At 69.2% G+C, this 25,850-nt stretch carries 23 protein-coding genes; 9 read left to right on the top strand and 14 right to left on the bottom strand.

Going from position 1 to position 25,850, the window contains the following annotated elements:
• Positions 1-411 precede the first annotated feature (411 nt).
• On the bottom strand, positions 412-867 hold the full coding sequence (locus tag AC1DGC_RS08810; RefSeq protein WP_259204036.1) for a CopD family protein: 456 nt from the start codon (positions 865-867) through the stop codon (positions 412-414).
• Positions 868-1,026: 159 nt separating this feature from the next.
• Between AC1DGC_RS08810 and AC1DGC_RS08805 the strand changes: the two genes are divergently transcribed.
• Both AC1DGC_RS08805 and AC1DGC_RS08800 read left to right on the top strand, forming a co-directional pair.
• Complete coding sequence (locus AC1DGC_RS08805; protein ID WP_478047806.1) at positions 1,027-1,623, top strand: class I SAM-dependent DNA methyltransferase; 597 nt, start codon at positions 1,027-1,029, stop codon at positions 1,621-1,623.
• Between the two features lie 97 nt (positions 1,624-1,720).
• Positions 1,721-3,037 carry a polyhydroxyalkanoate depolymerase gene (locus tag AC1DGC_RS08800; RefSeq protein ID WP_259204032.1) on the top strand — a complete coding sequence of 439 codons (1,317 nt, stop codon included), beginning with the start codon at positions 1,721-1,723 and terminating at the stop codon, positions 3,035-3,037.
• 107 nt (positions 3,038-3,144) lie between these two features.
• Here AC1DGC_RS08800 and AC1DGC_RS08795 read toward each other — a convergent pair whose 3' ends face one another.
• Both AC1DGC_RS08795 and AC1DGC_RS08790 read right to left on the bottom strand, forming a co-directional pair.
• Positions 3,145-4,140 carry a sensor domain-containing protein gene (locus AC1DGC_RS08795; RefSeq protein ID WP_478047681.1) on the bottom strand — a complete coding sequence of 332 codons (996 nt, stop codon included), beginning with the start codon at positions 4,138-4,140 and terminating at the stop codon, positions 3,145-3,147.
• A complete protein-coding gene (locus tag AC1DGC_RS08790) occupies positions 4,137-4,502 on the bottom strand; it encodes a PadR family transcriptional regulator (protein ID WP_259204028.1) in 366 nt (121 codons plus the stop codon). The genes AC1DGC_RS08795 and AC1DGC_RS08790 overlap by 4 nt, the downstream gene beginning before the upstream one ends.
• Before the next feature lie 165 nt (positions 4,503-4,667).
• Here AC1DGC_RS08790 and AC1DGC_RS08785 point away from each other — a divergent pair, with 165 nt between their 5' ends.
• Positions 4,668-5,567 (top strand): peptidylprolyl isomerase, encoded by a 900-nt coding sequence (locus AC1DGC_RS08785; protein WP_478047680.1) that lies wholly within the window; start codon positions 4,668-4,670, stop codon positions 5,565-5,567.
• 70 nt (positions 5,568-5,637) lie between these two features.
• Here the strand turns inward: AC1DGC_RS08785 and AC1DGC_RS08780 are convergent, their stop codons facing one another.
• Complete coding sequence (locus tag AC1DGC_RS08780) at positions 5,638-6,519, bottom strand: DMT family transporter (RefSeq protein ID WP_394161338.1); 882 nt, start codon at positions 6,517-6,519, stop codon at positions 5,638-5,640.
• A gap of 161 nt (positions 6,520-6,680) precedes the next feature.
• Here AC1DGC_RS08780 and AC1DGC_RS08775 point away from each other — a divergent pair, with 161 nt between their 5' ends.
• Positions 6,681-7,610 carry a LysR substrate-binding domain-containing protein gene (locus AC1DGC_RS08775; RefSeq protein WP_259204025.1) on the top strand — a complete coding sequence of 310 codons (930 nt, stop codon included), beginning with the start codon at positions 6,681-6,683 and terminating at the stop codon, positions 7,608-7,610.
• 84 nt (positions 7,611-7,694) lie between these two features.
• Entirely contained in the window at positions 7,695-7,988 is a 294-nt protein-coding gene (locus tag AC1DGC_RS08770; protein WP_259204024.1) for a hypothetical protein, read from the top strand.
• Positions 7,989-8,031: 43 nt separating this feature from the next.
• Here the strand turns inward: AC1DGC_RS08770 and AC1DGC_RS08765 are convergent, their stop codons facing one another.
• The gene (locus tag AC1DGC_RS08765; RefSeq protein WP_478047679.1) at positions 8,032-8,841 is read right to left on the bottom strand and encodes a DUF4349 domain-containing protein; all 810 of its coding nucleotides are present in this window, start codon (positions 8,839-8,841) and stop codon (positions 8,032-8,034) included.
• A complete protein-coding gene (locus tag AC1DGC_RS08760; RefSeq protein WP_478047678.1) occupies positions 8,842-9,198 on the bottom strand; it encodes a GFA family protein in 357 nt (118 codons plus the stop codon). It lies immediately after the preceding gene.
• A 102-nt stretch (positions 9,199-9,300) separates the two neighbouring features.
• Here AC1DGC_RS08760 and AC1DGC_RS08755 point away from each other — a divergent pair, with 102 nt between their 5' ends.
• Positions 9,301-11,109, top strand: coding sequence for a DUF885 domain-containing protein (locus AC1DGC_RS08755; protein ID WP_394161345.1), 1,809 nt, complete (start codon positions 9,301-9,303; stop codon positions 11,107-11,109).
• Positions 11,110-11,732: 623 nt separating this feature from the next.
• On the opposite strand, the gene smrA is transcribed toward AC1DGC_RS08755, so the two are convergent.
• The gene (gene smrA / locus AC1DGC_RS08750) at positions 11,733-13,565 is read right to left on the bottom strand and encodes a multidrug efflux ABC transporter SmrA (RefSeq protein ID WP_449334817.1); all 1,833 of its coding nucleotides are present in this window, start codon (positions 13,563-13,565) and stop codon (positions 11,733-11,735) included.
• Between the two features lie 89 nt (positions 13,566-13,654).
• Complete coding sequence (locus AC1DGC_RS08745) at positions 13,655-15,253, bottom strand: serine hydrolase (RefSeq protein WP_478047677.1); 1,599 nt, start codon at positions 15,251-15,253, stop codon at positions 13,655-13,657.
• Positions 15,254-15,366: 113 nt separating this feature from the next.
• On the opposite strand from AC1DGC_RS08745, the gene AC1DGC_RS08740 reads away from it, so the two are divergent.
• Positions 15,367-15,807 carry a VOC family protein gene (locus tag AC1DGC_RS08740; RefSeq protein WP_259204017.1) on the top strand — a complete coding sequence of 147 codons (441 nt, stop codon included), beginning with the start codon at positions 15,367-15,369 and terminating at the stop codon, positions 15,805-15,807.
• On the top strand, positions 15,804-16,622 hold the full coding sequence (locus tag AC1DGC_RS08735; protein ID WP_478047676.1) for a DUF72 domain-containing protein: 819 nt from the start codon (positions 15,804-15,806) through the stop codon (positions 16,620-16,622). The genes AC1DGC_RS08740 and AC1DGC_RS08735 overlap by 4 nt, the downstream gene beginning before the upstream one ends.
• Positions 16,623-16,725: 103 nt before the next feature.
• On the opposite strand, the gene AC1DGC_RS08730 is transcribed toward AC1DGC_RS08735, so the two are convergent.
• The gene (locus AC1DGC_RS08730) at positions 16,726-17,385 is read right to left on the bottom strand and encodes a Pr6Pr family membrane protein (RefSeq protein ID WP_478047675.1); all 660 of its coding nucleotides are present in this window, start codon (positions 17,383-17,385) and stop codon (positions 16,726-16,728) included.
• Positions 17,386-17,462: 77 nt separating this feature from the next.
• Between AC1DGC_RS08730 and AC1DGC_RS08725 the strand changes: the two genes are divergently transcribed.
• Positions 17,463-18,410, top strand: coding sequence for a DMT family transporter (locus AC1DGC_RS08725; protein WP_259204011.1), 948 nt, complete (start codon positions 17,463-17,465; stop codon positions 18,408-18,410).
• Between the two features lie 33 nt (positions 18,411-18,443).
• Here the strand turns inward: AC1DGC_RS08725 and AC1DGC_RS08720 are convergent, their stop codons facing one another.
• The 5 genes from AC1DGC_RS08720 to AC1DGC_RS08700 all read right to left on the bottom strand — a co-directional run bounded on the left by AC1DGC_RS08720 (position 18,444) and on the right by AC1DGC_RS08700 (position 25,821).
• A complete protein-coding gene (locus AC1DGC_RS08720; RefSeq protein ID WP_478047805.1) occupies positions 18,444-19,604 on the bottom strand; it encodes an AAA family ATPase in 1,161 nt (386 codons plus the stop codon).
• A 68-nt stretch (positions 19,605-19,672) separates the two neighbouring features.
• Positions 19,673-20,743 (bottom strand): sensor domain-containing diguanylate cyclase, encoded by a 1,071-nt coding sequence (locus AC1DGC_RS08715; RefSeq protein WP_259204007.1) that lies wholly within the window; start codon positions 20,741-20,743, stop codon positions 19,673-19,675.
• 69 nt (positions 20,744-20,812) lie between these two features.
• The gene (locus tag AC1DGC_RS08710) at positions 20,813-21,535 is read right to left on the bottom strand and encodes a pseudouridine synthase (protein ID WP_394161357.1); all 723 of its coding nucleotides are present in this window, start codon (positions 21,533-21,535) and stop codon (positions 20,813-20,815) included.
• 45 nt (positions 21,536-21,580) lie between these two features.
• Positions 21,581-23,230, bottom strand: coding sequence for a sensor domain-containing diguanylate cyclase (locus tag AC1DGC_RS08705; protein WP_394161359.1), 1,650 nt, complete (start codon positions 23,228-23,230; stop codon positions 21,581-21,583).
• Positions 23,231-23,391: 161 nt separating this feature from the next.
• Entirely contained in the window at positions 23,392-25,821 is a 2,430-nt protein-coding gene (locus AC1DGC_RS08700; protein WP_478047674.1) for a putative bifunctional diguanylate cyclase/phosphodiesterase, read from the bottom strand.
• Positions 25,822-25,850 lie beyond the last annotated feature (29 nt).

Genomic DNA, 25,850 nt, shown 5'->3' with positions numbered 1-25,850 from the left:
CCATGCCCGGCCCCCATACCTGGTCGGCTATCGCGGTGCCCGACCCAAGGCAGCCGACCAACGGTCGGCTCTACCGATCCGGCGTCGCCCTCACGGGCGCAGCAGCACCTCGCCGTTGCGGCCGGCTCGAGGCTGGCCTTGGCGGTATCGGCCATCTCATCCAGTAAATCCAACGGGCCCACCATGCGCGGCCCACCATGCGCGACACCCGTGCCCGGCCCCATGCGCGGGCCCCCATGCCCGGCCCCATGCCCGGCCCCCATGCGCGGCCCACCATGCGCGACCCCGATGCGCGGCCCCGTAGAGCCGACCGTTGGTCGGCTGCCGTTGCCGTTGCCGTTGCCGTTGCCGTCACCGCAGCCGTCGCGGCGACCCAACCGCTGACGCGGCCGACACCGCCCCGCCCGCCCCTCAGAATGGCTTGGCAATCACCAGCCACACCACGCCGATGAACAGCACCAGCGGCAGCTCGTTGAACCAGCGCAGCGCGCGCGAGGACGGCAGCGGGCGGCCGCGCACGTTGCCCTTGAGCAGGCGCCCGGTCCACGAGTAGTACACCAGCAGCAGCACCACCAGCCCCAGCTTGGCGTGCAGCCACGCGGCCGCCCCCGGCGCGACCATGGTCGGGAAATCCGGGATCACCTTGTAGCCCAGCCACAGCACCAGGCCCAGGATCAACGCGATGCCGAACATCATGTGGCCGAACCGGTACAGGCGCAGGCCCATCAACTGCAGCCGCTCGGTCACCGGCAACTGCCCGGCCGTCTCGCTGAGGTTGACCAGGATCCGCGGCAGGTAGAACACCGCCGCCATCCAGGCCACCACGAACAGCAGATGGAAGGTCTTGACCCAGTAATAGCTCTGCATGCGCTCGCTCCGGCGGCTGGCGTAGGTTATTCCGCATTCTCGCATGCCCGGGGGGCACCACTGCCGGGGCGCCGGCGCGACCCATCGACTCACCCCGGCCCCCATCGCGCGGCGCTACCCGTACGATAGGCGCCGTTTTCACGACTTCGCATGATCGCCATGGACAAGACCTACGACGCCACCTACTTCCAGCGCTGGTACCAGGCCGACCAGGCCGGTGGCGCCGCGCGCCTGGCGCGCAAGGTCGCCCTGGCCGTGGCCAGCGCCGAGTACTACCTGGAACGCCCGATCCGCAGCGTGCTGGACATCGGCTGCGGCGAAGGGGCGTGGCGCGCACCGTTGCTGAAGCTGCGCCCGCGCGTGCAGTACATGGGCTTCGACAGCAGCGCCTACGCCGTGCAGCGCTATGGCCGCAGCCGCAACCTGCACCCGGCCCGGGTCGGCGATTTCGCCTGGCTGCGCCCGTGTGCGCCGGTCGACCTGCTGGTCTGCTCGGACGTGATGCACTACGTCCCCAGCCGTGAGCTGCGCCCCGCCCTGGACGGCTTTGCCGAACTGACCGGCGGCGTGGCATTCCTGGAGGCGTTCAGCGCCGAGGACGAGTTCGACGGCGACCACGAGGGCTTCCAGGCCCGCCCCGCGCGCTGGTACCGCCGCCAGCTCACGGCGGCCGGCTTCACAGCCTTGGGCTCGCACTGCTGGCTGTCGCCGCTGCTGGCCGGGCAAGCCGCCGCGCTGGAACGCGCGGATCGCTGAATCTCGATAACAACTGAGACAAGCCCCGCATTAAGGCGCCGATCCCATCGGTGCGCTATGCTGCGCGGCAACATAAGACCATACATATTCGGACGCCATGCTCTATCAGCTGCATGAGTTGACCCGCAACATGCTCGCCCCGTGGGTGCACCAGGCCCAGGCCAACGCCAAATTCTTCGCCAACCCGGGACACTGGTGGTCGCAGATGCCCGGCGCCGATCGCCTGTCCGCGGTGAATGAGCTGTTCCATCGCATCGGCAAGGATTACGAGAAGCCCGAGTGGGGCATCAACGAAATCGAGGTCGAGGGCGAACGCGTGCCGATCGTGGTGCACGAGGAGGTCAGCAAGCCGTTCTGCAAGCTGCTGCGCTTCAAGCGCCACAGCAACGAAGCCGAACAGCTGCACACCATGCTCAACCAGCCGTTCGTGCTGGTGGTGGCGCCGTTGTCGGGCCACCACGCCACGCTGCTGCGCGATACCGTGCGTACGCTGCTGCGCGACCACCGCGTGTATGTCACCGACTGGGTGGACGCGCGCATGGTGCCGGGCAGCGAGGGTGAGTTCGGCCTGGACGATTACATCGCCTACGTGCAGGAATTCATCCGCCACCTCGGTGCGGAGAAGCTGCACGTGGTGAGCGTGTGCCAGCCGACCGTGCCGGTGCTGGCGGCGGTGTCGCTGATGGCCAGCCGTGGCGAGCCGACCCCGCGCACGCTGGTGATGATGGGCGGCCCGATCGATGCGCGTTGCAGCCCCACGGCGGTCAACAACCTGGCCACGCAGAACCCGTTGTCGTGGTTCGAGAACAACGTCATCCACACCGTGCCGGGCACCTACCCCGGCGCCGGTCGCCGGGTGTATCCGGGCTTCCTGCAGCACGCCGGGTTCCTGTCGATGAACCCAAGCCGGCACTTCAGTTCGCACTGGGATTTCTACGCCGACCTGGTCAAGGGCGACATGGAAGATGCCGACGCGCATCGCCGCTTCTACGACGAGTACAACGCCGTACTCGACATGCCGGCCAAGTACTACCTGGACACCATCGAGGTGGTGTTCCAGCAGTTCCTGCTGCCGCGCGGCGAGTGGGTAGTCAACGGCGAGCGCGTGGATCCTTCCGCGATCACCGGCACCGCGCTGCTGAGCATCGAAGGCGAGCTGGACGATATCGCCGGGCTGGGCCAGACCGAAGCGGCGCAGGCGCTGTGCAGCGGTATTCCGGCCGAGCATCGCGAGCATTTCATCGTCGAGGGCGCCGGCCACTACGGCATCTTCAGCGGGCGTCGCTGGCGTGAGACGGTGTACCCGAAGGTGCGCGATTTCTTCGCGGCGCATGCGCAACCGGCCACGGCCAAGCCGAAGAAGGCGGCCAAGATCGCCAGCAACGTGACCCCGCTGCGGCGCAAGGCGGGCTGACGCACGGCAATGCCGGCCGTCGGCCGGCGGCGCTTTCGTTGGGCATCGCGTGGCGCCGGCCAACGGCCGGCACGCCCCGGTTGCCCGTGCCGATCAACGGTCGGCAGCTACAGCCGCACCAGCAGGTGCTTGGCCATCATCCCGTGCAGGCGGCCGATACCGCGCGCCAGGTGCAGGGTGGCGAACAGCAGCAGCATGCCGACCACCGCCAGCAGCGGAGTGATCCAGAGCGGCAGCATCTGGGTGCCCTCGATATGGATCCCCACGTACTCGGGGGAAATCAATGCCGCCACCGGTGCCCAGATGAAGCCCAGCGAGATCGACAGCAGGGTCGTGGCGATCGTGAAGTAGACGATGCCCAGCGGCAGCATCAGCACGAAGTACAGCAGGGTCAGCCAGGTGCGGCCATCGGTGAACATGTCGCCGATACGCTGCAGCCAGCTGCGGCTGCGGTCGGTATAGGCCGGCCGCCGCGGCATGCGCTCGCCCAGCAGGGCTTCCACCAGGCGCCCTTCCAGCAGCGACAGGCCGCGCACCGAGCCGAAGAACAGCACCGCCACCGGGATGCCGATGATCAACACCAGCAGCCCCAGCGACAGCGACAGCCCGGTCACCACCCAAGTGAAGAAGAAGATGCCCGTGGCCAGCGACAGCAGCATGTAGAACAGCGCGCCGTAGGTGCGGGCGTCCAGCGCGACACCGAAGAAGCGCGCCAGCACGCCGCGTGGCTTTGGCGCCGGCGAGGGGGGCGGCGCGACGCTGCCCGTCGCGGCCGCCATCCCGCTGGCGACGACCGCGCCCTGCCGCACTGGGGCCGCGCCGGCCGACGGCGTGCGCAGCGCGCGGTTCACGGTGATTTCGGTTTCGCGATAGATCTCGGCGACCTCCTCCGGTGCGCCATAGCTGCCGGCGACATCGGCGATCACCTCGGCCTCGCTACGCCCGGGCTGCGCGGCCAGTTCCGAGCGCAGGTATTCCTCGGCGTCGTACAACGCGTCCTGCACCATCGCCGGATCGGCGTCGTGCAGGGCCGCGCGCAGCTGCGCCAGGTAGTCCGGGATGGTGGTGGGCAGGCGGCTGCCCGTCGTGGTCTGGTCGTTCATTGCAGTACCCCCTCCAACACGGAATCGACGGAATCTCGGGTGGCGCGCCAGGCCTGGCTCCACTGCTCCAGTACCTGGCGGCCGCGTTCGTTGATGCGGTAGTAGCGTCGCGGCGGTCCGGCCATCGACGGTTCGACATGGCTCTCCAGCAACCCCGCGCCCTCCAGGTTGCGCAGCACCGGGTACAGCGCGCTCTGCTTGCCGCTCAGCACGCCCTCGCCGACCCGTTCCAGCTCCTTTGCGATCAGGTAGCCGTAGAGCGGCTCGCCGGCCCTGGCCAGCACGGCGAGCATCGCCAGGGACACGGTGCCGGCGCTGAGCTCCTTCTGGAACTTCTTCAGGTAGACGTCGTCATCGGACATGGCCGGGTCTCCACTACGTTGAAGTCAACACTAGTGTGAAGTCCGCTATAGCGAATGTGCCCTTAGTCACCGTGCCGGGGGACAGGGGGGACAGGGGGGGCCGCGGGGTGGCGGCCCGGTAGCCGCTTCACGCAGAATCAGGCGACATTCCTGATCGGGTCCGCCATGTCGCTACGTCGCCCTGCCCTGCTCGCCCTCGCCCTGGCCTGCGCCTTGCCCGTCGCGGCCAGCGCGGCCACGCCCTACCGCAGTCCACAGCAGATCCTGGACGCGTCGCCGGCCAGCGACTGGCGCATTCCCGATCCAGCCAACCTGCTGTACATGAACCTGGACAAGGGCCAGGTCATCATCGAGCTGGCACCGGCCTTCGCGCCGCAGCACGTGGCCAATATCCAGACGCTGGCGCACGAGCACTTCTGGGACGGCGAAACCGTGTACCGGGCGCAGGACAACTTCGTGGTGCAGTTCGGTGATATCGATGCCGACGATGCCGCCAAGGCCAAGCCACTGGGGTCGGCCCAGCGCAAGCTCCCGGCCGAGTTCCAGCGCGACAGCAAGGGGCTGAAGGTGAGCGTGCTGCCCGACCGCGATGGCTGGGCGGACCAGACCGGGTTCGTCGATGGGTTCGCGGTCGGCCAGGACCGGCGGGACGGCAAGACGTGGCTGGCGCACTGCTACGGCACGCTGGGCGCGGGCCGCAGCAACGAGGAAGACAGCAGCATCGGGGCGGAGCTGTATGTGGTGACCGGCCAGTCGCCGCGCCAGTTGGACCGCAACATCACGGTGGTGGGCCGGGTCCTGCAGGGGATGGAGCTGCTGAGCGCGCTGCCGCGCGGGCCGGCGCCGATGGGTTTCTATGCCGAAGCCACGCAGCGCACGCCGATCCGCTCGATCCAGCGCGCGACGGATGTGCCGGCGGGCGAGCGGCCGACGCTGGAGGTGCTGCGCACCGAATCCAAAACGTTCGCCGATGTGGTGGAGGCGCGCCGCAACCGGGTGGATGATTTCTACAAGCGGCCGGCGGGGCATATCGACCTGTGCAACATCGCGGTGCCGGTGCGGTAACGGAGCGGCATCGCGCGGGCATGCACGGGTTACAGCCATCCCATGGGTGGCTGCACGCGGACCGGCCGGGCTACCGCTTCTGCGAGGCCGCGACGCTGCCGAGGATCAAGACGCCGGCCACCACCATCGCCCAGGTCACCGCCTCGCCCAGGAACAGCCAGGCGAACAGCGCGCCGAACATCGGCACGAGGTAGGTGACGGTGGAGGCGCGGGCCGGGCCGATGCGGGCGATGAGGCGATAGAACATCAGGAACGCCAGACCGGTGCAGACCACGCCCAGCGCGACCGCGCACGCCCAGGACAGGGTCGGGATCGGGGTGGTCGGCCAGTGGGTGAGCGCCATCGGCAGCAACGCGACGGCCGCGCAACCGAGGGTGGCGCCGGCCGAGGCGGCGGGCGGCAGGCCGGTCATGTGCCGCTTGACCAGGTTGACGCCCAGCCCATACAGCAGCGCGGCCACGGCACCGGCCACCACTGCCGCGCCGATGCTCAGGCCCGAGACCTTGGCGGTGGCCAGCACCACCACGCCGGCAAAGCCGACCAGCAGGGCGATGGCCCGGCGCATGCCGATCTTCTCGCCGAAGAACAGGAAGGCGATCAGCGCGGCGAACAGCACCGTCATGGCGTTGCAGATCGCGCCGATGGCGGCCGGGGCGCGCTGCGCGGCCCACGCGAACAGCACGAACGGGATGGCCGAGTTGATCACCCCGATCGGCGCCAGCCACAGCCAGCGCCGGGCCGGGAACCGGTCGCGCGCCTGCCACAGGAACGGCAGCAGCACGAGCGCGCCCAGCAGCAGGCGCACTTCCACCAGTGCGTACGGGCCGAAGGCCGGCACCGCGACCCGCATGAACAGGAACGAGCAGCCCCAGATCGCGCCGAGCACGGTCAGCTCCAGCGGCGTGCGCCAGTCGCGCTCGAGCGCGGCGCTGGCCGTCGGCACGCCGCTCATGGCCGGCCCCCGGACCACAGGCAGATGCGCGGCTGGGGAACGTTCGCGGACGACAACATGGGGGCGGCTCCGGTGGACAGGGACACAGGATCCGCCTCCCGGCAGAGGCCTACAAGCGCGTAGTATCCGGGCAAGCCACAAATCTGATTTGGGTCTCGACCATGTTGCTGCGCCCTGCCCTGCTCCCTGCCCTGGGGGTGTTCGCCGTTGCCGCCCGCCACCAGAACTTCGCCCACGCCGCCGAGGAGCTGCACCTCACCGCGAGCGCGGTCAGCCACCATGTGCGCAAGCTGGAAGACCTGCTCGGCACGATGCTGTTCCAGCGCCATGCACGCGGGGTGCGACTGACCGCCGAAGGCCGCCAACTGGCCGACGCGGCGGCGGCGGCGCTGGGTGATCTCAACGCGGTCGCCGGCAACCTGCATCCGCACGCGGACATCGTGCCGCTGCGCATCACCACCATCCGCTCGCTGTCCTATTGCTGGCTGGTGCCGCGGCTGGCGCGGTTCACCGCGCAGCATCCGCAGGTCCGCATCGAACTGCAGACCAGCACCGAGCTGGTCCGCTTCGACGAAAACGGGCCGGAACTGGGCATCCGCTATGGCCTGGGGCAATGGCCGGGGTTGCGCGCGCACCACCTGATGGACGACGAACTGTGCCCGGTCGCATCGCCGGCGCTGGCCGGGGTGTCGGCACTGCACGAACCTGCGCAGATCGCCGCGCTGCCGCTGATCAGCGACATGTCCCCGCAGGGCTGGCGCGACTGGTTCCGTGCCGCCGGGGTGCGCGGGCTGACGCTGCCATCGCTGCACACCTTCAGCGACAGCACCGATGCGATGCGTGCGGCGGTTTACGGGATCGGCGCCGTGCTGGCGCGCAAGCACATCGCCCAGCCCTACCTGCAGCGCTACGAGCTGGTGCGCCTGCCGGGGCCGGCACTGAAGGCGCGCTACGCCTATTACGTGGTGCACGCCGAACACCGCCCGCTGAGCCCCACCGCGCTGGCCTTCATGGACTGGCTCAAGCGCGAGGCGCTGGACGAACGCACGCCGATACCGGCACTGCCGGACGAGCTGCTCGGCCGCCCCTGAGCCAACGAACGTTTCAACCCGTCCTCACCCGGCCTTGTCCACGCGCTGGCTAGGCTGGAGTTCCTTTCCCCCAAGGCGCATTCCATGGCCCTGTTGCGACTCCGAATCACCGGCACCGAAGACGACGCGCGTGCCATCTCCGACCTGCTGCAGAGCATCGAGGGCATCGAGCATGTCGAGGAGACCGACGACCTGATGCCCCACATGGACGACGACGATTCCAGCTCGGCGGGCCTGTCCGACGACATCGGCCCGGGTACCCACGAACTGGAAGTGGAAGTAGGCAACGCCCATACCGCCCAGCGCGTGCGCGATGCGGTGCAGGAGCTGGCGCTGGAACTGGATGTGTTCGTCGAGTACGAGAACGACGAAGGCTGATGCGCCTGCGGTGCCGGCCAGGCCGGCACCGCATGGGCGTTACTCAGCCGGCACGCGCGGCGCGACGCTGGCGCCGACGCCACAGCCTCAACCCGATCCAGCCGAACAGCCACGCGATCAGCGCCACCGGCAGCAAGGCGGCCACGGCGCGGATCACGAAGGCCACGCTGGTGGTCAGGATCGTGCCGGACTCACGCAGCGCCTCGCCGATTTCACTGCGACTGCGCTGCCCCGATGGCGTGTGGAACTGCATCGTGACCAGTTGGGTATCGATGCGGCGCCGCTGCTGGGCGGCCTCCTTGCTGGCCTGCTCGACGCCGGCTTCAATCTCGGACAACCGCTGGGTGATCACCAGCAGGTCGGCCATCTTCACGTCCTTGTTGCCCTGGTAGGCCAGCAGGCGCTCGTGCTCCTTCTGCAGGCGCGCCTTGGTCAGCGCGGTGTCGGCCACCTGCTGGGCCAGGTCTTCGGCATGGGTGTTGCGCGAGGCCACTTCGCCGCCCTGCCCGGCCAGCCCGATGATCGGCTCCACGCCCTTGGGCGCGATGCGCACGCGGATCGACCCGGTCGGGTACTCACCGCCCTGCTGGCCGACCTGCAGCACCGCGCAGTCACCGAAGCGGGCCGCCTGGCAGGCATCGGCGATCGCCTTCACGCGCGCACCGATCTGCGCCGCGTCCAGCTGGATGTCGATGTCATGCTCGTAGGCCAGCGACGCGCCATCGGGCGAGGCCACTGCGCCGGCCCCGCCGGCAGCACCATCGGCGGCACTCTCGTGCTTGCTGCAGCCGGCCAGGGCCAGCAGCAGCATCCCTGCCAAGGCGACCGCGTGGCGCCCGTTCGTCCGTTTCATCTACTTGCTTGCTCCGTCAAACCGCATGATCGTGAGCCCATCCAGGTCTACCCCGGGCAGGCAGCGTACATTGACCGCCACCATCGCCTGCCCGCTGCGCGGGTCCACGCCCTCGCTGAACGGGGCAACGCCGCACGTGCGGCAATGGTGGTGCTCCAGGTGGTGCTGGTTGAACTGGTAGGTGGCCACGTCGGCCGCGGCCGTCTTCAGGTCCAGCGCGGCGCGCGGCCCGAACCACAGCAGGCCGCCGCGTCGGCGGCACAACGAACAGTTGCAGTCCAGCGCCTCGCTGATCGGCTCGGAGGCCTCGACCACGAATGCGATCTGCCCGCAATGACAGCTCCCTTCGTACTGCATGGCACGCCCTCCGGCTGGAAAGGGCCATGGTAATCCAATGGCACGGGTGCGATCGGGCGGGGGGGCCTATGCTCGGCGATTGACCACAGCACAGGATCGCCGATGCGCCAGCATCTTCTCGCCCTCGCCCTGATCGCCGCCCTCGGCGGTTGCCAGCAGGCCGATGCCCCGCCCGCCCCGACCGGCACCGCGGCGCCCGCCAGCGCCGGTGACGCGGCGGTCGATACCGCCTTCGCCGATCTTTCCAAGCGCGCCCTGGACACCTGGATGCAGCTGTCGCCGATCAGCGCCACCCAGATCGGCGACCACCGCTACGATGCCGAGATCGACGACCTCAGTGCCGCCGGCCAGCAGAAGATGCTGACCGCCTACAAGGACCTGGTCGCCGACCTCGACCGCATCGACGTGAGCAAGCTCTCGCGCGAGAACCAGGTCGACGCGGCGATCCTGCGCAACCAGCTGCAGTCCGAGATCTGGACGGCCGAGGTGCTGCAGTCGTCCAAGTGGGACCCGCAGATCTACAACGGCATGGCCGGCAGCGCGCTGTACGGGCTGATGGCGCGTGAGTTCGCGCCGCTGCCCGAGCGCCTGAAGGCGGCCACCGCACGCATGGAAAAGCTGCCGCAGATCTTCGCGCAGGCGCGCGAGAACCTGGACCCGGCGCGCGTGCCGAAGATCCACGCCGAGACGGTGGCCAAGCAGAACCGCGGCATCCTCAGCATCGTCGATACCTTCATCACCCCGCACATCGGCGAGCTGCCGGCCGAAGACGGCAAGCGGCTGCAGGCGGCGATCGACGGCCTGAAGAAGGCGGTCGACGAGCAGCAGACCTGGCTGGACACCACCCTGGTGCCCAACGCCAAGGGCGACTTCCGCGTCGGTGCCGAGCTGTACGACCAGAAGCTGAAGTTCGCGCTGAACTCCTCGCTGTCGCGCGCGGAGATCGGCGAGCGTGCGCGCGCTGAACTGCAGCGCGTGCGCGGGGTCATGTACGGCATCGCGCAGACCGTGCTGAAGGACAAGCCGGGCGCGCCGGCGCTGCCGGCCAACCCGACCGACGCGCAGCAGCAGGCCGCGATCGAGGCGGCGCTGGAACTGGCCTACGCCGACAAGCCGGCGCGCGACAAGGTGGTGGACGATGCGAAGGCGGCGCTGGCGCAGTCCACCGAGTTCGTGCGCAAGCATGACCTGATGACGCTGCCCGATTCGCCGGTGGACATCATCCTGATGCCCGAGTTCCAGCGTGGCGTGGCCGTGGCCTACTGCGATTCGCCCGGCCCGCTGGACAAGAACCTGAAGACGTTCTACGCGGTGTCGCCGATTCCGGACGATTGGAGCGACAAGCAGGTCGATTCGTTCCTGCGCGAATACAACAGCCGGATGATCCATCTGCTGAGCATCCACGAGGGCACGCCGGGGCATTATCTGGAAGGCTGGCATTCGGGCAAGTTCCCGTCGACGCTGCGCGCGGTGCTGCGTTCGGGGCTGTTCGCGGAGGGCTGGGCGGTCTATACCGAGCGGATGATGCAGGAGCAGGGTTACCTGGACAACGATCCGCTGTTCCACCTGGTGCAGCTGAAGTTCTACCTGCGCACCATCTCCAACGCGATCCTGGACCAGGGCGTGCACGTGGACAACTGGAGCCGCGAGAAGGCGATGCATCTGATGACGCACGATGCGTTCCAGCAGGAAAGCGAGGCGTCGGGCAAGTGGGTGCGCGCGCAGCTGACGTCGGCGCAGTTGCCGACCTACTTCGTGGGTGCGCAGGAGCACTTCGATACGCGCAAGGCGATGCAGGACAAGCTGGGCGCGAAGTTCAACCTGAAGGCCTACCATGACCAGATGCTGTCCTACGGCGCACCGCCGGTGCGTTTCGCGCGCCAGCTGATGCTGGACCAGCCGATCGAGTAAGCACTGCCTCGTTCCTCGTCAGACAGGCAAGCGGCCCGGGGTGACCCGGGCCGTTTTTTTGTTCTTCTCCCCTCTGATCAGGCGTGGTTTGTTGCAAGAGCCGTCGCCGAATGAGCACGACGCTGCGCGCGTTGACGGATAGTGTCGGCGACGTGTGGCTGATCGGGTGGGTGTCTCCGTTCCGCTACCCGCGAGCGTATGCGCCCCGCAGCAGCCGGTAGGCCCCTGATGCAAATGTCCCCCGGCCGCCAAGCGGCCTCCTCCTTTATTTTGCCCAGGGGCCTACCGGCTGCTACGGGGCTCGGCTTGCGGTAAGCAGGCCGTAGCCAGGATTTTCTGGGGTTCGTCGGTGGGTCGGGCGCTGAACCCCCGTGCCCTTGGAGGACCCCGGTAGTGCCGAGCCATGCTCGGCAAGCAGCAGCAGGCCGACGCCGGGGACATTCGCCGGAAAGGGCGTGTGGGCCCAGCGCGGGCCAACCGACCGCCGCGCCCGGAACGGGTCAACGCGCGCTTCTGCTTACCCCGGATAGGGGCGATGGCCCCTTGCCGACGCCTGCCGCCCCTGCGGTTGGCGTCGGCGAGCGCTGCACCCGAACGCAATCACCACCACACCCCACCCGGCCCTACGCGTCGGCGGCCACGAATCCACCGGTCTGGCGTGCCCACAGGCGCGCATACAGACCACCGGCGGCCACCAGTTCGGCGTGCGTGCCGGTTTCCACGATCCGGCCCTGGTCCATCACCACCAGCCGGTCCATGCGCGCGATGGTCGACAGCCGATGCGCGATCGCGATCACCGTCTTGCCCGCCATCAGCTCGTCCAGGTTGTCCTGGATGGCGGCTTCCACTTCCGAATCCAGGGCCGAGGTGGCTTCGTCCAGCACCAGGATCGGGGCATCCTTGAGCAGCACCCGGGCGATGGCGATGCGCTGGCGCTGGCCGCCGGACAGCTTGACGCCGCGCTCGCCCACATGCGCGTCGTAGCCGGTGCGGCCTTCGCCGTCGCGCAGCGTCTCGATGAACGCCTCGGCACGCGCCTTGGCCACCGCGCTGCGCAGCTGCGCCTCGGTGGCGTCCGGGCGGCCGTACAGCAGGTTGTCGCGGATCGAGCGGTGCAGCAGCGACGTGTCCTGGGTGACCACGCCGATCTGCCGGCGCAGACTCTCCTGGGTGACGGCCGCGATGTCCTGGCCATCGATGCGGATATGCCCGCTTTCCAGGTCGTAGAGCCGCAGCAGCACGTTGACCAGGGTCGACTTGCCCGCGCCCGATGGACCGACCAGGCCGATCTTCTCGCCGGGCTTGACGTCCAGGTTGAGCCCGGCCATCACCCCGCCGGCCTTGCCGTAGTGGAAATGGATGTCATCGAAATGCACGCCGCCCCGCGCCACCACCAGCGGCACCGCATCGGGGCGGTCCTGCACGGTCAGCGGCTGGGAGATCGTGGTGATGCCGTCCTGCACCGTACCGATGTCCTCGAAGATGCCGTTGATGGTCCACATGATCCAGCCGGACATGTTGTGGATGCGGATCACCAGGCCGGTGGCCAGGGTGATCGCGCCAACGGTGATGTGCCCGCCGTTCCACAGCCACAGCGCCAGGCCGCAGGTGCCCACGATCAGGAAGCCGTTGACGATGGCGATGGTCACTTCCAGCCCGGTGGTGACGCGGGTCTGGCCGCGGTGCTTGACCGCCAGTTCCTGGATCGATTCGGCCACGTAGGCCTGCTCATGCCCGCCATGGGCGAACAGCTTCAGCGTGGGAATGTTGGTGTAGCCATCGACGATGCGGCCCATCGCCTTGGAACGCGCTTCGGAGGCGATCCATGCGCGTTGCTTCGCCCGTGGCACGAAGTACCACATGATCACCGCGTAGGCGGCCATCCACAGCCCGAGCGGAATCATCAGCCGCCAGTCGGCCTGCGCGAACAGGTACAGCGCGGTGCCGGTGTAGACGATGATGTACCACAGCGAATCGACCATCTGCACGGCCGACTCGCGCAGCGACGTGCCGGTCTGCATGACGCGGTTGGCCATGCTGCCGGCGAAGTCGTTCTGGAAGAAGCTCAGGCTCTGCCGCACCACGTAGTTGTGCATCAGCCAGCGCGAGCGGTTGCTCAGCCCGGGCACGATCGCCTGGTTGACCAGCAGGCTGTGCAGCGACACCAGCAGCGGCCGCGCGATCAGGGTGATGCCGGCCATCCACAGCAGTGTGTTCGCATGGCGGTCGAAAAACCCGCTGCCGGGCTGCTCGGCGACCATGTCCACGATGCGGCCGAGGAAATCGAACATCGCCACTTCCACCAGCGCCAGCAGCAGGCCGCCGATCAACGTGGCCAGCAGCACCGGCCACACCGGGCGCAGATAGTGGATGTAGAACGGCACCACCCGGCGCGGCGGCATGCGGCCGTCGAGGGGCGGAAACACCGGAATCAGCGACTCGAACCAGCGGAACATCGCAGTGCACCCGAAACAAAACAGGCCGCGATTATCCCACCACGGCCCGTTCTTTTACTCGCGCCTCCATCACAGGTCGGCGGCGGGGTTCAGCCCTTGGCGTCGGCCACGACCGGGACAAACAACAGGTCCTGGAAATCGAAGCTGAAATCGGTGAGCGAGGAGATCGCCTGCATGCGCATGTCGCGTACCTTGCCGTCCGGGTCCAGGCTGAAATTCACGAAGGCATCGGCATTGAGCGAGCGGTCGTCCCAGCGCACGATGAAGGTGTCGTGCTGCCAATGCTCCAGCGTGCCGACCAGTTGGGCGGTCTTGCCGAAGCGCAGGCGCAGCGCGCGCCCCTTCTGCTCCACGGCCACGTCGCCATACCAGGCATCACGGTAGCCGCCGGCATACCCGGCAAGCGGCAGCGACGGCCGGGAGCTCGCGTCGCGCGCAGCCTGGTGCCTGGCCCAGCCTTCGTCGGCCTTGTCCTGCGCCTTCGCCACGGCGGCGGCATACGCGGCCACCCAGTCGGTCTGCGGCGCCTGCAGATACGCATCGAGCACGTCCATGGTGATGGCGTTGAAGGCCGCGCCCACTTCCTGGTTGGTCAGCACCACGATGCCCAGCGTCTGTTCGGGCACCAGGGTCACCCGCGAGACCATGCCCGGCCAGCCGCCGGTGTGCCAGACCAGCTTCTGGCCACGATAGTCGCTCAGGCTCCAGCCTTCGCCATAGCCGGCGAAGTTGGGTTTGGCCGCTGCCAGTTGCGGCACGCTCGGCTCGGGCACCGCCTGCGGGGTGATCATCTGCCACATCCCCTGCTGGCTCTTGGCGCTGAACAGCGCCTGCCCGTTTTCCAGCGTTCCGTGCGCCAGCTGCACGTTCATCCAGCGCGCCATGTCATGCACGCTGGAATAGATGCCACCGGCACCGGCATTGTTGGACCAGGTCAGCGGCGCGACGGTACGCAACGTGCTGAAGTCGTATTTGGCGTGGCCCACCGCGGCGTTGTCGCCGGGCTTGAGATGGTCGGCGTTGTAGCGGGTACCGTCCATGCCGACCGGGGTGAAAATGTGCTGTTGCAGGAAGTCGGCGTAGGACTGCCCCGAGACCTGCTCGATCACCTGCTGGGCCACTGCGTAGAGGATGTTGTCGTACGCGTAGCGGTCGCGGAAGCCCGCCTTGAGCGGCACCTTGGCCAGGCGCTGCACCACCTCCTGGTTGCTGTACCCGGTGGTCGGCCAGAACAGCAGGTCGCCCGCCCCCAGGCTGAGCCCACTGCGGTGCGAAAGCAGGTCGCGGATGCGCATCTCGCCGGTGACGTACGGGTCGGACATGCGGAAGCCCGGCAGGTGGTCGATCACCCGGTCGTCCATCTTCAACCTGCCCTGCTCGGCGAGCAGGTTCAGCGAGGTGGCGGTAAAGGCCTTGGTGTTCGACGCGATCGCGAACAACGTATCGGCCTGCACCGGGGCCGGCTTGCCCAGCTCGCGCACGCCGTAGCCGCGCTCGAGCACCACCTGCCCGTCCTTGACCACCGCCACGGCGATGCCGGGCACGTCGAACTGGCTGCGCACGCGTTCGACAGTGGCATCCAGCCGCTGCAGTTCCGTCGGCACCGCTGCCGACGCCAAAGGTGCGCATGCCAGCAGCACGACGCCTCCGATCCAGGATGTGTTTAAACAGAGTGTCTCCGGTTGCATGTCGCGGGGGCGTTGAGGCCCGACAGGGGCCCGGCGCCGGGTTTCGCACGATGGTAACGCGGGCACCGGCAGGCTCGCCTGTGCCAGAAGGAGGCCCGTTTCCGGAGACCCGCATGACCGCGCCCGCCGATACCGTATCGACCGTCATCCCGTGCCTGCGCTACCGCGACGCGCATGCGGCCATCGCCTGGTTGCAGCGCGCGTTCGGCTTCCACGCGCAGGCGGTGTACGCCGACGGTGACGTGGTCCACCACGCACAGCTGGTGTATGGCCACGGCATGGTGATGCTCGGCTCGGTGGACAACGCCAGCGAATGGGGGCGCTACAGCGCGCACCCCGACGAGGTGGGCGGCCGCCAGACCCAGAGTGCCTGCGTGATCGTGGCTGATCCGGATGCGCATTACGCGCGCGCGGTCGCCGCCGGGGCGCAGGTGGTGATCGACATCGCCGACCAGGCCTATGGCGGCCGCGGCTACGCCTGCCGCGACCTGGAAGGCTACCTGTGGTGGTTCGGCAGCTACGATCCCTGGCGCGCGGCCGCCGGCGGCGCATGACCGCGGCACCCGGACGCATCCGCACCGGCATCGGCGGCTGGGTCTTCCCGGCCTGGCGGGGCGGCACCTTCTACCCGGCCGGCCTGGCGCAGCGCGAGGAATTGGCCCATGCCAGCCGCGCACTGGGCTGCATCGAAATCAACAGCACCTTCTACCGGGCGCAGAAACCGGCGGTCTACGCGCAGTGGCGTGAGCAGACCCCGCCCGGCTTCCGCTTTTCGGCCAAGGCACCGCGCACGATCACCCAGACCCACGACCTGTCCCGGGTAGGCGCACGGGCGGAGGCGTTCATCGACGGGATCGCGACGCTGGGCGATCGGCTGGGCCCGCTGGTCTGGCAGTTCGGCGATACCCACCCGGCCGCGGCACCGGAGTTCGACGGCTTCCTGCAGGCGCTGCCGCGCGAGGCCGACGGCCACCGGTTGCAGCACGCCCTGGAGGTGCGCAACCCCGCCGCGTGGACGCCGGACCTGGTCGCCGTGGCCCGCGCGCACAACGTGGCGCTGGTGTTCAGCGGCTCCAACGATTACCCCAGCTTTTCCGATCCAACCGCTGATTTCGTCTATGCGCGGTTGATGCACGCGCGCGCCAACCTGCGCGCAGGCTATCCGGAGCGGGCGCTGGAACAATGGTGTCTGCGCGCGATGCGCTGGGCACGCGGGGACGACAACCCCGACCTGCCGCATGTCGCCGCCGAGGCGCCCGCGCGCGGGCCGCGCGAGGTCTATGTGCTGTTCATTGGCGCGGCCAAACAGCGCAATCCAGGCGCGGCGATGGCGCTGCGCGAGCAGTTGTCCCGCGTCGGGGCAACGTAGCGCCGACCGTTGGTCGGGTGCCTTCAGCGTTTCGCACCAGATCCCCATCGACCCAAGGCCGGCGTGCCGACCACCCGCTGCGTATCGACCCGACGGTCGATCGTTACCGCCGGGCGGATACGGCGCTGCGCGCGCCGAGCCGCGCATCGATCCGCCACAGCAGCGCGCCGAACGCGGCGAAGGCCAACCCGACCACCAGCGCGTTGCGCGCCACCGTCGCCGCGCCCAGCGCGGCCAGGTCCAGGAACGGATACGGGTACTGCCCGGTCCAGCGCCCCACCAGCAGCGCCCAGCCCAGGTACAGCGCCGGGAACAGCAGCGCCCAGGCCAACTGGCGCGCCTGCAGATGACCGTGCGGTCCCACCACCCAGCCCAGCAGGTACAGCACCGGGACGGCGTAATGCAGGCCGGTGTCGGCCCACCACTGCGCCCCCTGCGGATGCCACAGGGGGCGCAGCACCAGCACGTAGACCAGCCCGGTAATGCCGATGTACAACGCCACTGCGGCACTCGCTGCGGGCGCGGCCATGCCGTCGCCGCGCCCACGCAGGCGCGCCAGGCACACGGCGGCCACGCCGATGTTGCTGAGGATGGTGAAATAGCCGAGCAGGCGCAGCAACGCCTGGCCGGTGCCGGCCGTGGCGCCGACGGTCTGCAGCAGCAGCGCGTACTGCAGCACCAGCGATGCGATGGCGGTGAGCGCGGTGATCCCGGCCAGGGCGCGGGCGCGCGGGGACGGTGCGGGGAGCGGTCTGGTGTTCATCGGCGCAGGATGCCACGCCGGCTTGAACCTGGGGTGGATGGATCGCGGTGGCGGGCGGCTTGCCGCACAATAGCGGGATGCCGATGACCGACACCCGTAAAGCGCTCCTGCAAATCCACTTCTGCGTGCTGCTGTGGGGCATTACCGCCATCCTCGGCAAGCTCATCACCCTGCCCGCGTTGCCGCTGGTGTGGTGGCGGATGCTGCTGGTGGTGGCCATGCTGGCCCTGGTGCCGCGGGTGTGGCGCGGGCTGCGCCAGTTGTCGCCGGCGCTGTTTGCCGGCTACTGCGGCGTGGGCGCACTGGTTGCCCTGCACTGGCTCACCTTCTATGGCGCGGTGAAACTGGCCAACGCCTCGGTGGCGGCCACCTGCATCGCGCTGGCACCGGTGTTCACCGCGGTGATCGAACCGTGGGTGGCCAAGCGCCCGTTCCAGCTGCGCGAACTGGCGTTCGGCATCGCGGTGCTGCCGGGCGTGGCGCTGGTGGTGGGTGGCGTGCCGCATGGGATGCGCCTGGGGGTGTTGATCGGCGCGCTGTCGGCGCTGCTGGTGGCGGTGTTCGGCTCGCTCAACAAGCGCCTGGTCAGCCATGCCGACCCGCTCACGGTGACCGCGCTGGAACTGGGCGCCGGCACCGTCACCCTCACCCTGCTGGCGCCGCTGCTGCCCTACCTGCTGCCGCCGCTGGCCAGCCCGCTGTGGGTGGTCCCCAGCCTGCACGACGGCCTGCTGCTGCTCGCCTTGGCCGGCCTGTGCACGCTGCTGCCGTTCGCGCTGGCGCTGGTCGCGCTGCGCCACATCAGCGCCTACACCTCCCAACTGGTGACCAACCTGGAGCCGGTCTACGCGATCCTGCTGGCGATGGTGCTGCTGAGCGAGCAGCGTGAGCTGACGCCGCTGTTCTACGTGGGCGTAGCGATCATCGTCGGCGCGGTGTTCCTGCACCCGTTGTTGAACCGACGCAAGCCGGTGCAGCACCCGGAGATGCTGGGCACCGCCGAGGCGCACAACGTCGCCGATTGAGGCCGCCGCCGCGGCCCGGCCCGGTGCCGATGGCTACCGCGCGGGCCAGTACCAGGCGGGGGCGTCCAGCAGGCCCTGGCCGACCATCCGGGTCTGGCTGAGTTCCTTGTGCAGGCCGATGCGCTGGCAGGCCGGGTCTTCCTGCACTGCCGCGATCAAGCGGCTGGCATGCGACACCACCCACAGCTGGCTGCGCGCACTGGCGGCGACGATCAAGCGCGCCAGCGCCGGCAGCAGGTCCGGATGCAGGCTGGTCTCCGGCTCGTTGAGCACCATCAACGGTGGCGGCCGCGGCGTATGCAGCGCGGCGATCAGCAGCAGGTAGCGCAGGGTGCCGTCGGACAGTTCCGCCGCCGCCAGCGGACGCAGCAGGCCCGGCTGCTGGAATTTCAGGTGCAGCCGGCCTTCGTGCGGTTCGATGCGCACCTGCGCACCGGGAAACGCATCGTCCAGCGCGCGCGCAAGGGCGTGCGGATCGCCGATCTCCACGATGGTCTGCCAGGCCGACGCCAGGTCGTGGCCGTCATGGCTGAGCACCGGCGTGCGGGTGGCCAGCGGTGCCTGCCGCGCCGGCGCGTGCGGATCGCTGCGGAAATGATCGTAGAACCGCCAGCCGCGGATCGACTCGCGCAGCGCCAGCACTTCGGGCATGCGCTGCGGATCGGCCAGTTGGGTAAACAGGGTGTCGAATACCGACAGGTGCTCGTCCATCACGTCCCACTGTCGACCATGCCGGCGCCGCACCAGCGCGCCGCGTCGCTCGACCAGCACGTTGGCGCTGCGCAGGAACGGCCCGGCCCAGATACTCTCGCATTTGATCTGCGGGTCCAGGTCGAACATGGACCCGCCGCCCACCGGCAGCCCCAGGTCGATCGCATAGCCGAAATCCTCACCGGCAAACCCGAGCCGCAGCGCGACCGATGGCGCGTGGGCTTGGCCCTGCACGGGGATCTCGCCCCGCACCATGCGTTGGTCGATCCGGCTGGGCCCGGCCCACAGCGCCGAGCCCAGCCCGCCCTCGCGCGCCAGCGCGGCGGCAACCCCGCCCTGCGCGGTTTCGGCCAGCAGGCGCAGGGCACGATACAGGCTGGATTTGCCGCTGCCGTTGTCGCCGGTGACCAGGTTCAGGCGCCCCATCGGCACGACCAGGTCGTACAGCGAGCGGTAGTTGGCGATGGCCAGGGTCTGCAGCATGGCGAGGGCAATGGTGGGTTGGGCCACCAGCATGCCGCAAGGCGGTCGCAGGGCCTGCGAACGCGCGCTCAGTCGGCGCGCAGCACGCGGTTGCGGCCCTGGTGCTTGGCCTGGTACAGCGCCGCATCGGCGCGCGCGAGGGTTTTCTCCACGCTGTCGCCGTGACGATGCGCGGCCACGCCGATGCTGATCGTCAGCGGGATGCCCAGCGGCAGGTCGGCCACGGCCATGCGCAGGAAATCGCATTGCAGCTCGGCCGTGGCCAGCGCGGTGTCGGGCATCAGCACCACGAACTCTTCGCCGCCGTAGCGCGCCGCCAGTCCCTGCCCGGCAAAATGCGCACGCAGCAGGCGGGCCAGTTCGGCCAGCACGTGGTCGCCGGTGGCATGCCCGTAGAGGTCGTTGACGCGCTTGAAATGGTCGATGTCCAGCAGGGCCACGGCGGTCTGCCGGGGCTGGCCGTCGACATCGCGGATCGCCGTCTCCAGCGCCGCGCTCATGGCACGGCGGTTGGGCAGCCCGGTCAACGGATCGGTGCGGCTCTGTTCGGCCAGGTCGGCGTTCTGCTGTTCCAGCAGGCTGTTGTATTCCGCCAGGCGCTGTTCGTACCACGCCCGGTCGCGCATGTGCTGCTGGATCTCATGCGCATAGCGGCGCAGCTCCATCACCAGCGAGACCTGCCGCGACAACGCCGACAGTGCCTTGGCCTGCTCGGGGCGCAACTGCCCGGGGCGGGCGTCGAACACGCACAGCGTGCCCAGTGGCAGGCCGTCCAGGCTCAACAGGGGCGCGCCCGCGTAGAAGCGCACATGCGGGTCCTGGACCACCAGCGGGTTGTCGTGGAAGCGCGGGTCCTGCGACGCGTCTTCGACCACCATTACCTGGTCCGGCTGCAGGATCGCGTGGCCGCAGAAGGACACATCGCGGCTGCCCTCGCTCACCTCCACCGCCTGGCGTGCCTTGAACCACTGGCGATCGCGGTCGATCAGCGTCACCGCGCCCATGCCGGTACCGCACAGCGCGGTGGCGATGGTGACCAGATCCTCGAACGACCGTTCACTGGGCGTGTCCAGGATCTGGTAGCGCTGCAGCGCCTGCAGGCGCTGTTCTTCGTTGTCCGGCTTGGACGGCTTGATCATCGGGGCAGGCGCGGTCGTTGTGCCCGCGCAGTCTAGCCCGAGTGCCGGCTCAGCGCGTGACGCGGGGCATCACCATTCCAGCTGTTTGGGCAGCAGGCCCTTGAGCTCGGCATCGGTGAGATTGCGCCACTGGCCGGGCTTGAGCGCGCCCAGCTTGATGTTGTCGATGCGGACCCGGCGCAGCTGGGTGACGCGGAAGCCGAAGGCCGCCGCCATCAACCGGATCTGCCGGTTCAGGCCCTGCTGCAGGGTGATCCGGAAACCGAACTTGGCCAGCTTGCTGGTCCGGCACGGCAGCGTGGTTTCGTCATGGATGCGCACGCCGCGCGCCATGCCCCGCAGGAACTCGTCGGTGACCGGCTTGTTCACCGCCACCATGTATTCCTTCTGGTGGCCATTCTCGGCGCGCAGGATCTGGTTGACGATGTTGCCGTTGCTGGTGAGCAGGATCAGCCCTTCCGAATCCTTGTCCAGCCGGCCGATCGGGAAGATCCGCTGTTCGTGGCCGACGAACTCCACGATGTTGCCCTTGACCGAGCTTTCGGTGGTGCAGGTGATGCCCACCGGCTTGTTCAGCGCGATGTAGACGTGCTTGCGGCCGCCGGCCTTTTTCGCTTCGCGCGCGCGCAGCGGCTGGCCGTCGACCAGGACCACGTCGCCCTCGCCGACCACCGCACCGGTGCCGGCCGGATGGCCATTGACGGTGACGCGGCGCTCGCCGATCAGGCGGTCGGCTTCGCGGCGGGAACAGAAGCCGGTGTCGGCGATGTGCTTGTTGAGTCGGATAGTCATCGGCCCATTATCCGGCAAACCCGGGCCGCGCAGGGCAACCGTGGTTCAGGCCGGCTGCCGGTCACCGGCGGCCATCGCCTGTTCGGCGTCGTAGACCTGGTTGCGACCGGCGCGCTTGGCGCAGTACATGGCGTGGTCGGCGCGGCGCAGCAGCGAGGCGAGGTCGTCGCCGTCGCCACGCAGGACCGCCAGGCCGATGCTGGCCGAGACCTCCAGGCCGGGCACCGCCAGGATCGCGGTGACCGCCTGCACCTGCCGGCGCACGCTTTCCAGGCGGGCCAGCGCGGTGGCCCGGTTGGCGCCGGGCAGCAGCACCAGGAACTCCTCCCCGCCCATCCGGATCACATCCTCGCGGTTGCGCACCGAATCGCGCAGGTTGCGCGCCACCGCCACCAACACCTGGTCGCCGACCTCGTGGCCGAACTGGTCGTTGATGTCCTTGAACAGGTCGATATCCAGGAACCCGATCGCCAATGGCTGGTCTTCCTGGCGCGCCCGGTCCAGGTACTCGGCCAGCAGGCGCAGCCCGGCACGACGGTTGGGCAGGCCGGTAAGCGCATCGGTATCGGCCAGCTGGCGCATCTCGTCGCGCTGCCGGCGCAGCCGCCCCAGGCGCAGGTTCAAGGCGTAGGCGGACATCATCAGGAACCAGGTCGCCGACAGTTGCAGCGTTTCGATCCGGTAGGCCACCAGCCACTGGGCATGCAGCGCGTCGGCGATGATCATGCCCCACCACGGCACCAGCGCGCTCAACCCTGCCAGCGCGTACCGGTCGCGCTGCAGCACGCCCCAGCCCCCCGCCGCCAGGCACACCACGCAGCCGAGCACGAACAGGTGTTCCAGCCCCGCGGCCAGCCAGGGCAACACGGCGAAGTGCAGCCAGGGCACCACCAGGCCGATGCCGAACATCCCCCACAGCAGCACGTGCTGGACCGGCCGCGAGCGCGGCCAGCGGCGGTCGCCACCGCACAGGCGCCACAGCACCGGCAGCAGCACGGCCTCGGTGAAGGCGCTCAACGACACCAGCCACCACGAGGCCCGGTTGTGGACCGGCAGCCACGGTTCCGGATACCCGCTCAGGCCGCCCAGCACCGCCTGCCACAGCACGAACAGCAGACAGATGGCCACGTAGAGCAGGAACGACCGGTCCTTGGTGGTCACATAGCCCATCAGTGCCGACAGCGCCAACGCGATGACCACCGCGACACAGGCCGCGCGCACCAGCAGCCGCGCGGTGTCGTCCTGCTGCACCGGACTCGGCCCGCCCAACTGCACGGTGGGGATCCAGCGCGGCTTGATCGGTGCGGCCCAGGACACCACGATCGGTTCATGGTCCCCGGCCTTGGGCACCACCACCATGCCCACGCCGGCGCGGAAGCGCGAATCACGGGTGCGCGCGTCGTGCATGCTGCCGCAGATCTGGCGATCGCCATGGCTGATCCGGACTTCGCCGGCCAGCACCCCGAACACATCCACGGCCTGCGGTTCGCCGGACCAGCCCCCGGCCGGGGCCGGCACGTGCAGGATCTGCTGGTGGCGGGCCAGGACCTCGGCCGTACAGGCGCGCTGGGGCGTGCGCTCGGCCGTCGCCGCGCCCAGCAGCAGCACGTCGGTGCCGGCGCGGGCGGTGGCCGCGTCCAGCGTGGCGCCGAGGGCCGCGTGCGGCAGCCACAGCCACAGCAGGGCCAGCAGCACCAACGCCGCGCCCTTCCAGACTCTCCCGCCGTGCCTTGCCCTCACGCCCTGCCCCGCCCTCGATGCCGCCACGCAGGTTGCGCGCCGCCCCTGGCCGCGATTATCGCCCGAACCTTGCCGTTTCACGCGCCACGCCGGCCGTGCAGGCCAGGCCGATGGTCTCATTGCAGTCCGGGATGTCGCTCCGAGGCCGCACCGGTGCGCGCCGGCCACAGCGCCGGCTGGGTCATCCGCTCCAGCGCGACCGGGCGTTCGATCGCATACCCCTGCAGGCCGTCCACGCCGAGCAGTTGCAGCTGCTCGGCGACCTCGGCCGACTCCACCCACTCGGCGATCACGGTCATGTGCAGCTCGCGGCCGATCTCGGTGATCGCGCGCACCGCCGCGCGGCTGACCGGGTCGACGTCCATGTCGCGGACGAACACGCCGTCGATCTTGAGCATGTCCGCGGGCAACTGGCGCAGATAGCCGAACGAGGACAGGCCGGACCCGAAGTCGTCCAATGCCACGCGACAGCCACGCGCCTTGACCGCCTCGATGAAGCTGCGGGCCTGGGCCAGGTTGCTGATCGCCGCGGTTTCGGTGACCTCGAAGCACAGCTTGCGGGCCAGGCCCCGGTTGCGTTCGAGCAGGTCGCAGACGAAGGCCAGGAAGGTCGGCTCGGCGATCGACTGCGCCGACACGTTGACGTTGCACAGCCCCAGCCGCTGCACATGCGCCGGACACACCTGCAGGTGGCGGAACAGCAGCCCCAGCACGTGCCGGTCCAGCGCCATGCCCATGCCGTAACGCTCCACCGCCGGCATGAACTCGCCGGGCGTCTGCAGCAGGCCTTCGGGGCTGCGCATGCGCACCAGCACCTCGTAATGCAGGAACCCCGGATCGCCGATCCGCTCGATGCGCTGGGCGTACAGCAGCATACGGTTCTCGGCGATCGCACTGGACACCGAAGCAAGGCGCTCGGCCTCCTGGCGGCGCTCGTCCAGCGCCGGGCGGCTTTCGTTGTAGCAGTGCACGCGGTTGCGCCCGGCTTCCTTGGCGGCGTAGCAGGCACTGTCGGCCGCGCTCATCAGCCAGTTGACGTCCGTCGCCTCGCCGGTGACCTCGACCACGCCCACGCTGCAGCTCACCCGCGGGCTGCCGCCGCCGTGCTGCACGCTGGCCTGGCCCAGGCTGCGCACGATCCGTTGCAGCACCTGCTTGGCCTCGTCCTGGCCGGCGTTGGCCAGGAACAGGGCGAACTCATCGCCGCCCATGCGCCCCACCCAGTCGCCGTCGCGCACCGCCCCGACCAGGTAGTCGGCGAAGTTGCGCAGCAGCTGGTCGCCGGCCGCGTGGCCCAGCCCGTCGTTGACCAGCTTGAAGTAGTCCAGGTCGATGTAGCACAGGCTGTGTACGCCGCCGTGGCTGCGCACGTCCAGCAGCGCCTGTTCAAGCAGGCGTTCGATTTCGCGGCGGTTGATCAGCCCGGTCAGCGGGTCGTGGCTGGCCTGGTGCTCCACTTCGCGCGCCAGGGCGTGGTTCTGCGAGACATCCTCGACGATGGCGAACACGGTGGGCTCGCGCCCCGGCGTGCGCACGATGGTGCCGCTGCAGCGGCCCCACAACAGCCCGCCATCGGCGCGCTGGAAGCGCAGTTCGCCCGGGCGCAGCTGGCGTACCCAGTCGATCCGCCCGGCCTCGTCCAGCACCAGTTCGCCGTCCACCAGCAGGTCCTGCAGCTGCATGCCCAACAGCACCTCGCGGCGATGGTCGAGGATATCGGCGATGGCCTGGTTGGCCTCCAGCACCGCGCCGGCCTGGTCGAGCTTGAGCATGCCGACGGTGGCCTGGTAAAAGGCGGCGCGGAAACGGCTTTCCTGCTCGAGCAGGTCGCGCCGCACGCGTCTGGACAGCATCACCGCCACCACGGTGATCAGCAGCACCGACAGTCCTCCCACCAACAGCGTGGTCAGGCGCACGATCGAAGCGGTACGCAGCAACGACAGCGAGAACGCCTTGGCCTGCGCCTGCAGGCTGCGATCGAGCGCGTGCAGGTGGTCCTGCAGCGCCTGCCGCTGGGCGGGCGGTGGCGCGCCGCGGGCATGCATCGCCGCCGCACGCCCGGCAATCTGCGACAACTGCTGCAGCCCGGGGTCGGTCTGCCGCCACAGCCGCACCGCATCGCGGAAATAGCCCAGGTGGCCCAGATAGCGGAAGGAAAAGATCAGGCGGTTGATGTCACCGGGGGCATTGCCGCCCTGCAGGAACCCGCGCCGGGCGCGGCCCAGGTCGGGGTCGGCCTGCTCCAGCGCCTGCCGCGCATCGAGGTCGCCCAGCGGTACCGCCAGCGCGCTGCGGGCTTCGCCCAGGTCGGCCGGGTCGCCGCTGTTGATGTAGCGGCCCAACGCGAAGCTGGCCTGCTGCTGGCTGCGCGACCAGTGGCTCTGGCCCACGATCCACGCGGTCGAGGCGGCCTGCAGCTCCTGGATCACGGCCGAGATGCCCACCAGGCCGATCGCCATGCCGGTCAGCAGGACGAAACGCAGGGTCAGCCCCCGCGTGGGATACGGAACTGCCGTCGCACCAACATCCTTGCCAGTTGCCAGCATCGCCGATCTCCCCGGGGAACCATGGAGTG

The sequence above is a fragment of the Stenotrophomonas sp. 05N37 genome (assembly GCF_056397365.1).
This window is presented reverse-complemented; position numbering and strand designations above follow the sequence as displayed.

Excerpts from the sequence above, each read along its gene's own strand:
- AC1DGC_RS08810 (WP_259204036.1), bottom strand. The coding sequence starts at position 867 with ATGCAGAGCTATTACTGGGTCAAGACCTTCCATCTGCTGTTCGTGGTG.
- AC1DGC_RS08805 (WP_478047806.1), top strand. The coding sequence starts at position 1,027 with ATGGACAAGACCTACGACGCCACCTACTTCCAGCGCTGGTACCAGGCC.
- AC1DGC_RS08800 (WP_259204032.1), top strand. The coding sequence starts at position 1,721 with ATGCTCTATCAGCTGCATGAGTTGACCCGCAACATGCTCGCCCCGTGG.
- AC1DGC_RS08795 (WP_478047681.1), bottom strand. The coding sequence starts at position 4,140 with ATGAACGACCAGACCACGACGGGCAGCCGCCTGCCCACCACCATCCCG.
- AC1DGC_RS08790 (WP_259204028.1), bottom strand. The coding sequence starts at position 4,502 with ATGTCCGATGACGACGTCTACCTGAAGAAGTTCCAGAAGGAGCTCAGC.
- AC1DGC_RS08785 (WP_478047680.1), top strand. The coding sequence starts at position 4,668 with ATGTCGCTACGTCGCCCTGCCCTGCTCGCCCTCGCCCTGGCCTGCGCC.
- AC1DGC_RS08780 (WP_394161338.1), bottom strand. The coding sequence starts at position 6,519 with ATGAGCGGCGTGCCGACGGCCAGCGCCGCGCTCGAGCGCGACTGGCGC.
- AC1DGC_RS08775 (WP_259204025.1), top strand. The coding sequence starts at position 6,681 with ATGTTGCTGCGCCCTGCCCTGCTCCCTGCCCTGGGGGTGTTCGCCGTT.
- AC1DGC_RS08770 (WP_259204024.1), top strand. The coding sequence starts at position 7,695 with ATGGCCCTGTTGCGACTCCGAATCACCGGCACCGAAGACGACGCGCGT.
- AC1DGC_RS08765 (WP_478047679.1), bottom strand. The coding sequence starts at position 8,841 with ATGAAACGGACGAACGGGCGCCACGCGGTCGCCTTGGCAGGGATGCTG.
- AC1DGC_RS08760 (WP_478047678.1), bottom strand. The coding sequence starts at position 9,198 with ATGCAGTACGAAGGGAGCTGTCATTGCGGGCAGATCGCATTCGTGGTC.
- AC1DGC_RS08755 (WP_394161345.1), top strand. The coding sequence starts at position 9,301 with ATGCGCCAGCATCTTCTCGCCCTCGCCCTGATCGCCGCCCTCGGCGGT.
- smrA (WP_449334817.1), bottom strand. The coding sequence starts at position 13,565 with ATGTTCCGCTGGTTCGAGTCGCTGATTCCGGTGTTTCCGCCCCTCGAC.
- AC1DGC_RS08745 (WP_478047677.1), bottom strand. The coding sequence starts at position 15,253 with ATGCAACCGGAGACACTCTGTTTAAACACATCCTGGATCGGAGGCGTC.
- AC1DGC_RS08740 (WP_259204017.1), top strand. The coding sequence starts at position 15,367 with ATGACCGCGCCCGCCGATACCGTATCGACCGTCATCCCGTGCCTGCGC.
- AC1DGC_RS08735 (WP_478047676.1), top strand. The coding sequence starts at position 15,804 with ATGACCGCGGCACCCGGACGCATCCGCACCGGCATCGGCGGCTGGGTC.
- AC1DGC_RS08730 (WP_478047675.1), bottom strand. The coding sequence starts at position 17,385 with ATGAACACCAGACCGCTCCCCGCACCGTCCCCGCGCGCCCGCGCCCTG.
- AC1DGC_RS08725 (WP_259204011.1), top strand. The coding sequence starts at position 17,463 with ATGCCGATGACCGACACCCGTAAAGCGCTCCTGCAAATCCACTTCTGC.
- AC1DGC_RS08720 (WP_478047805.1), bottom strand. The coding sequence starts at position 19,604 with ATGCTGCAGACCCTGGCCATCGCCAACTACCGCTCGCTGTACGACCTG.
- AC1DGC_RS08715 (WP_259204007.1), bottom strand. The coding sequence starts at position 20,743 with ATGATCAAGCCGTCCAAGCCGGACAACGAAGAACAGCGCCTGCAGGCG.
- AC1DGC_RS08710 (WP_394161357.1), bottom strand. The coding sequence starts at position 21,535 with ATGACTATCCGACTCAACAAGCACATCGCCGACACCGGCTTCTGTTCC.
- AC1DGC_RS08700 (WP_478047674.1), bottom strand. The coding sequence starts at position 25,821 with ATGCTGGCAACTGGCAAGGATGTTGGTGCGACGGCAGTTCCGTATCCC.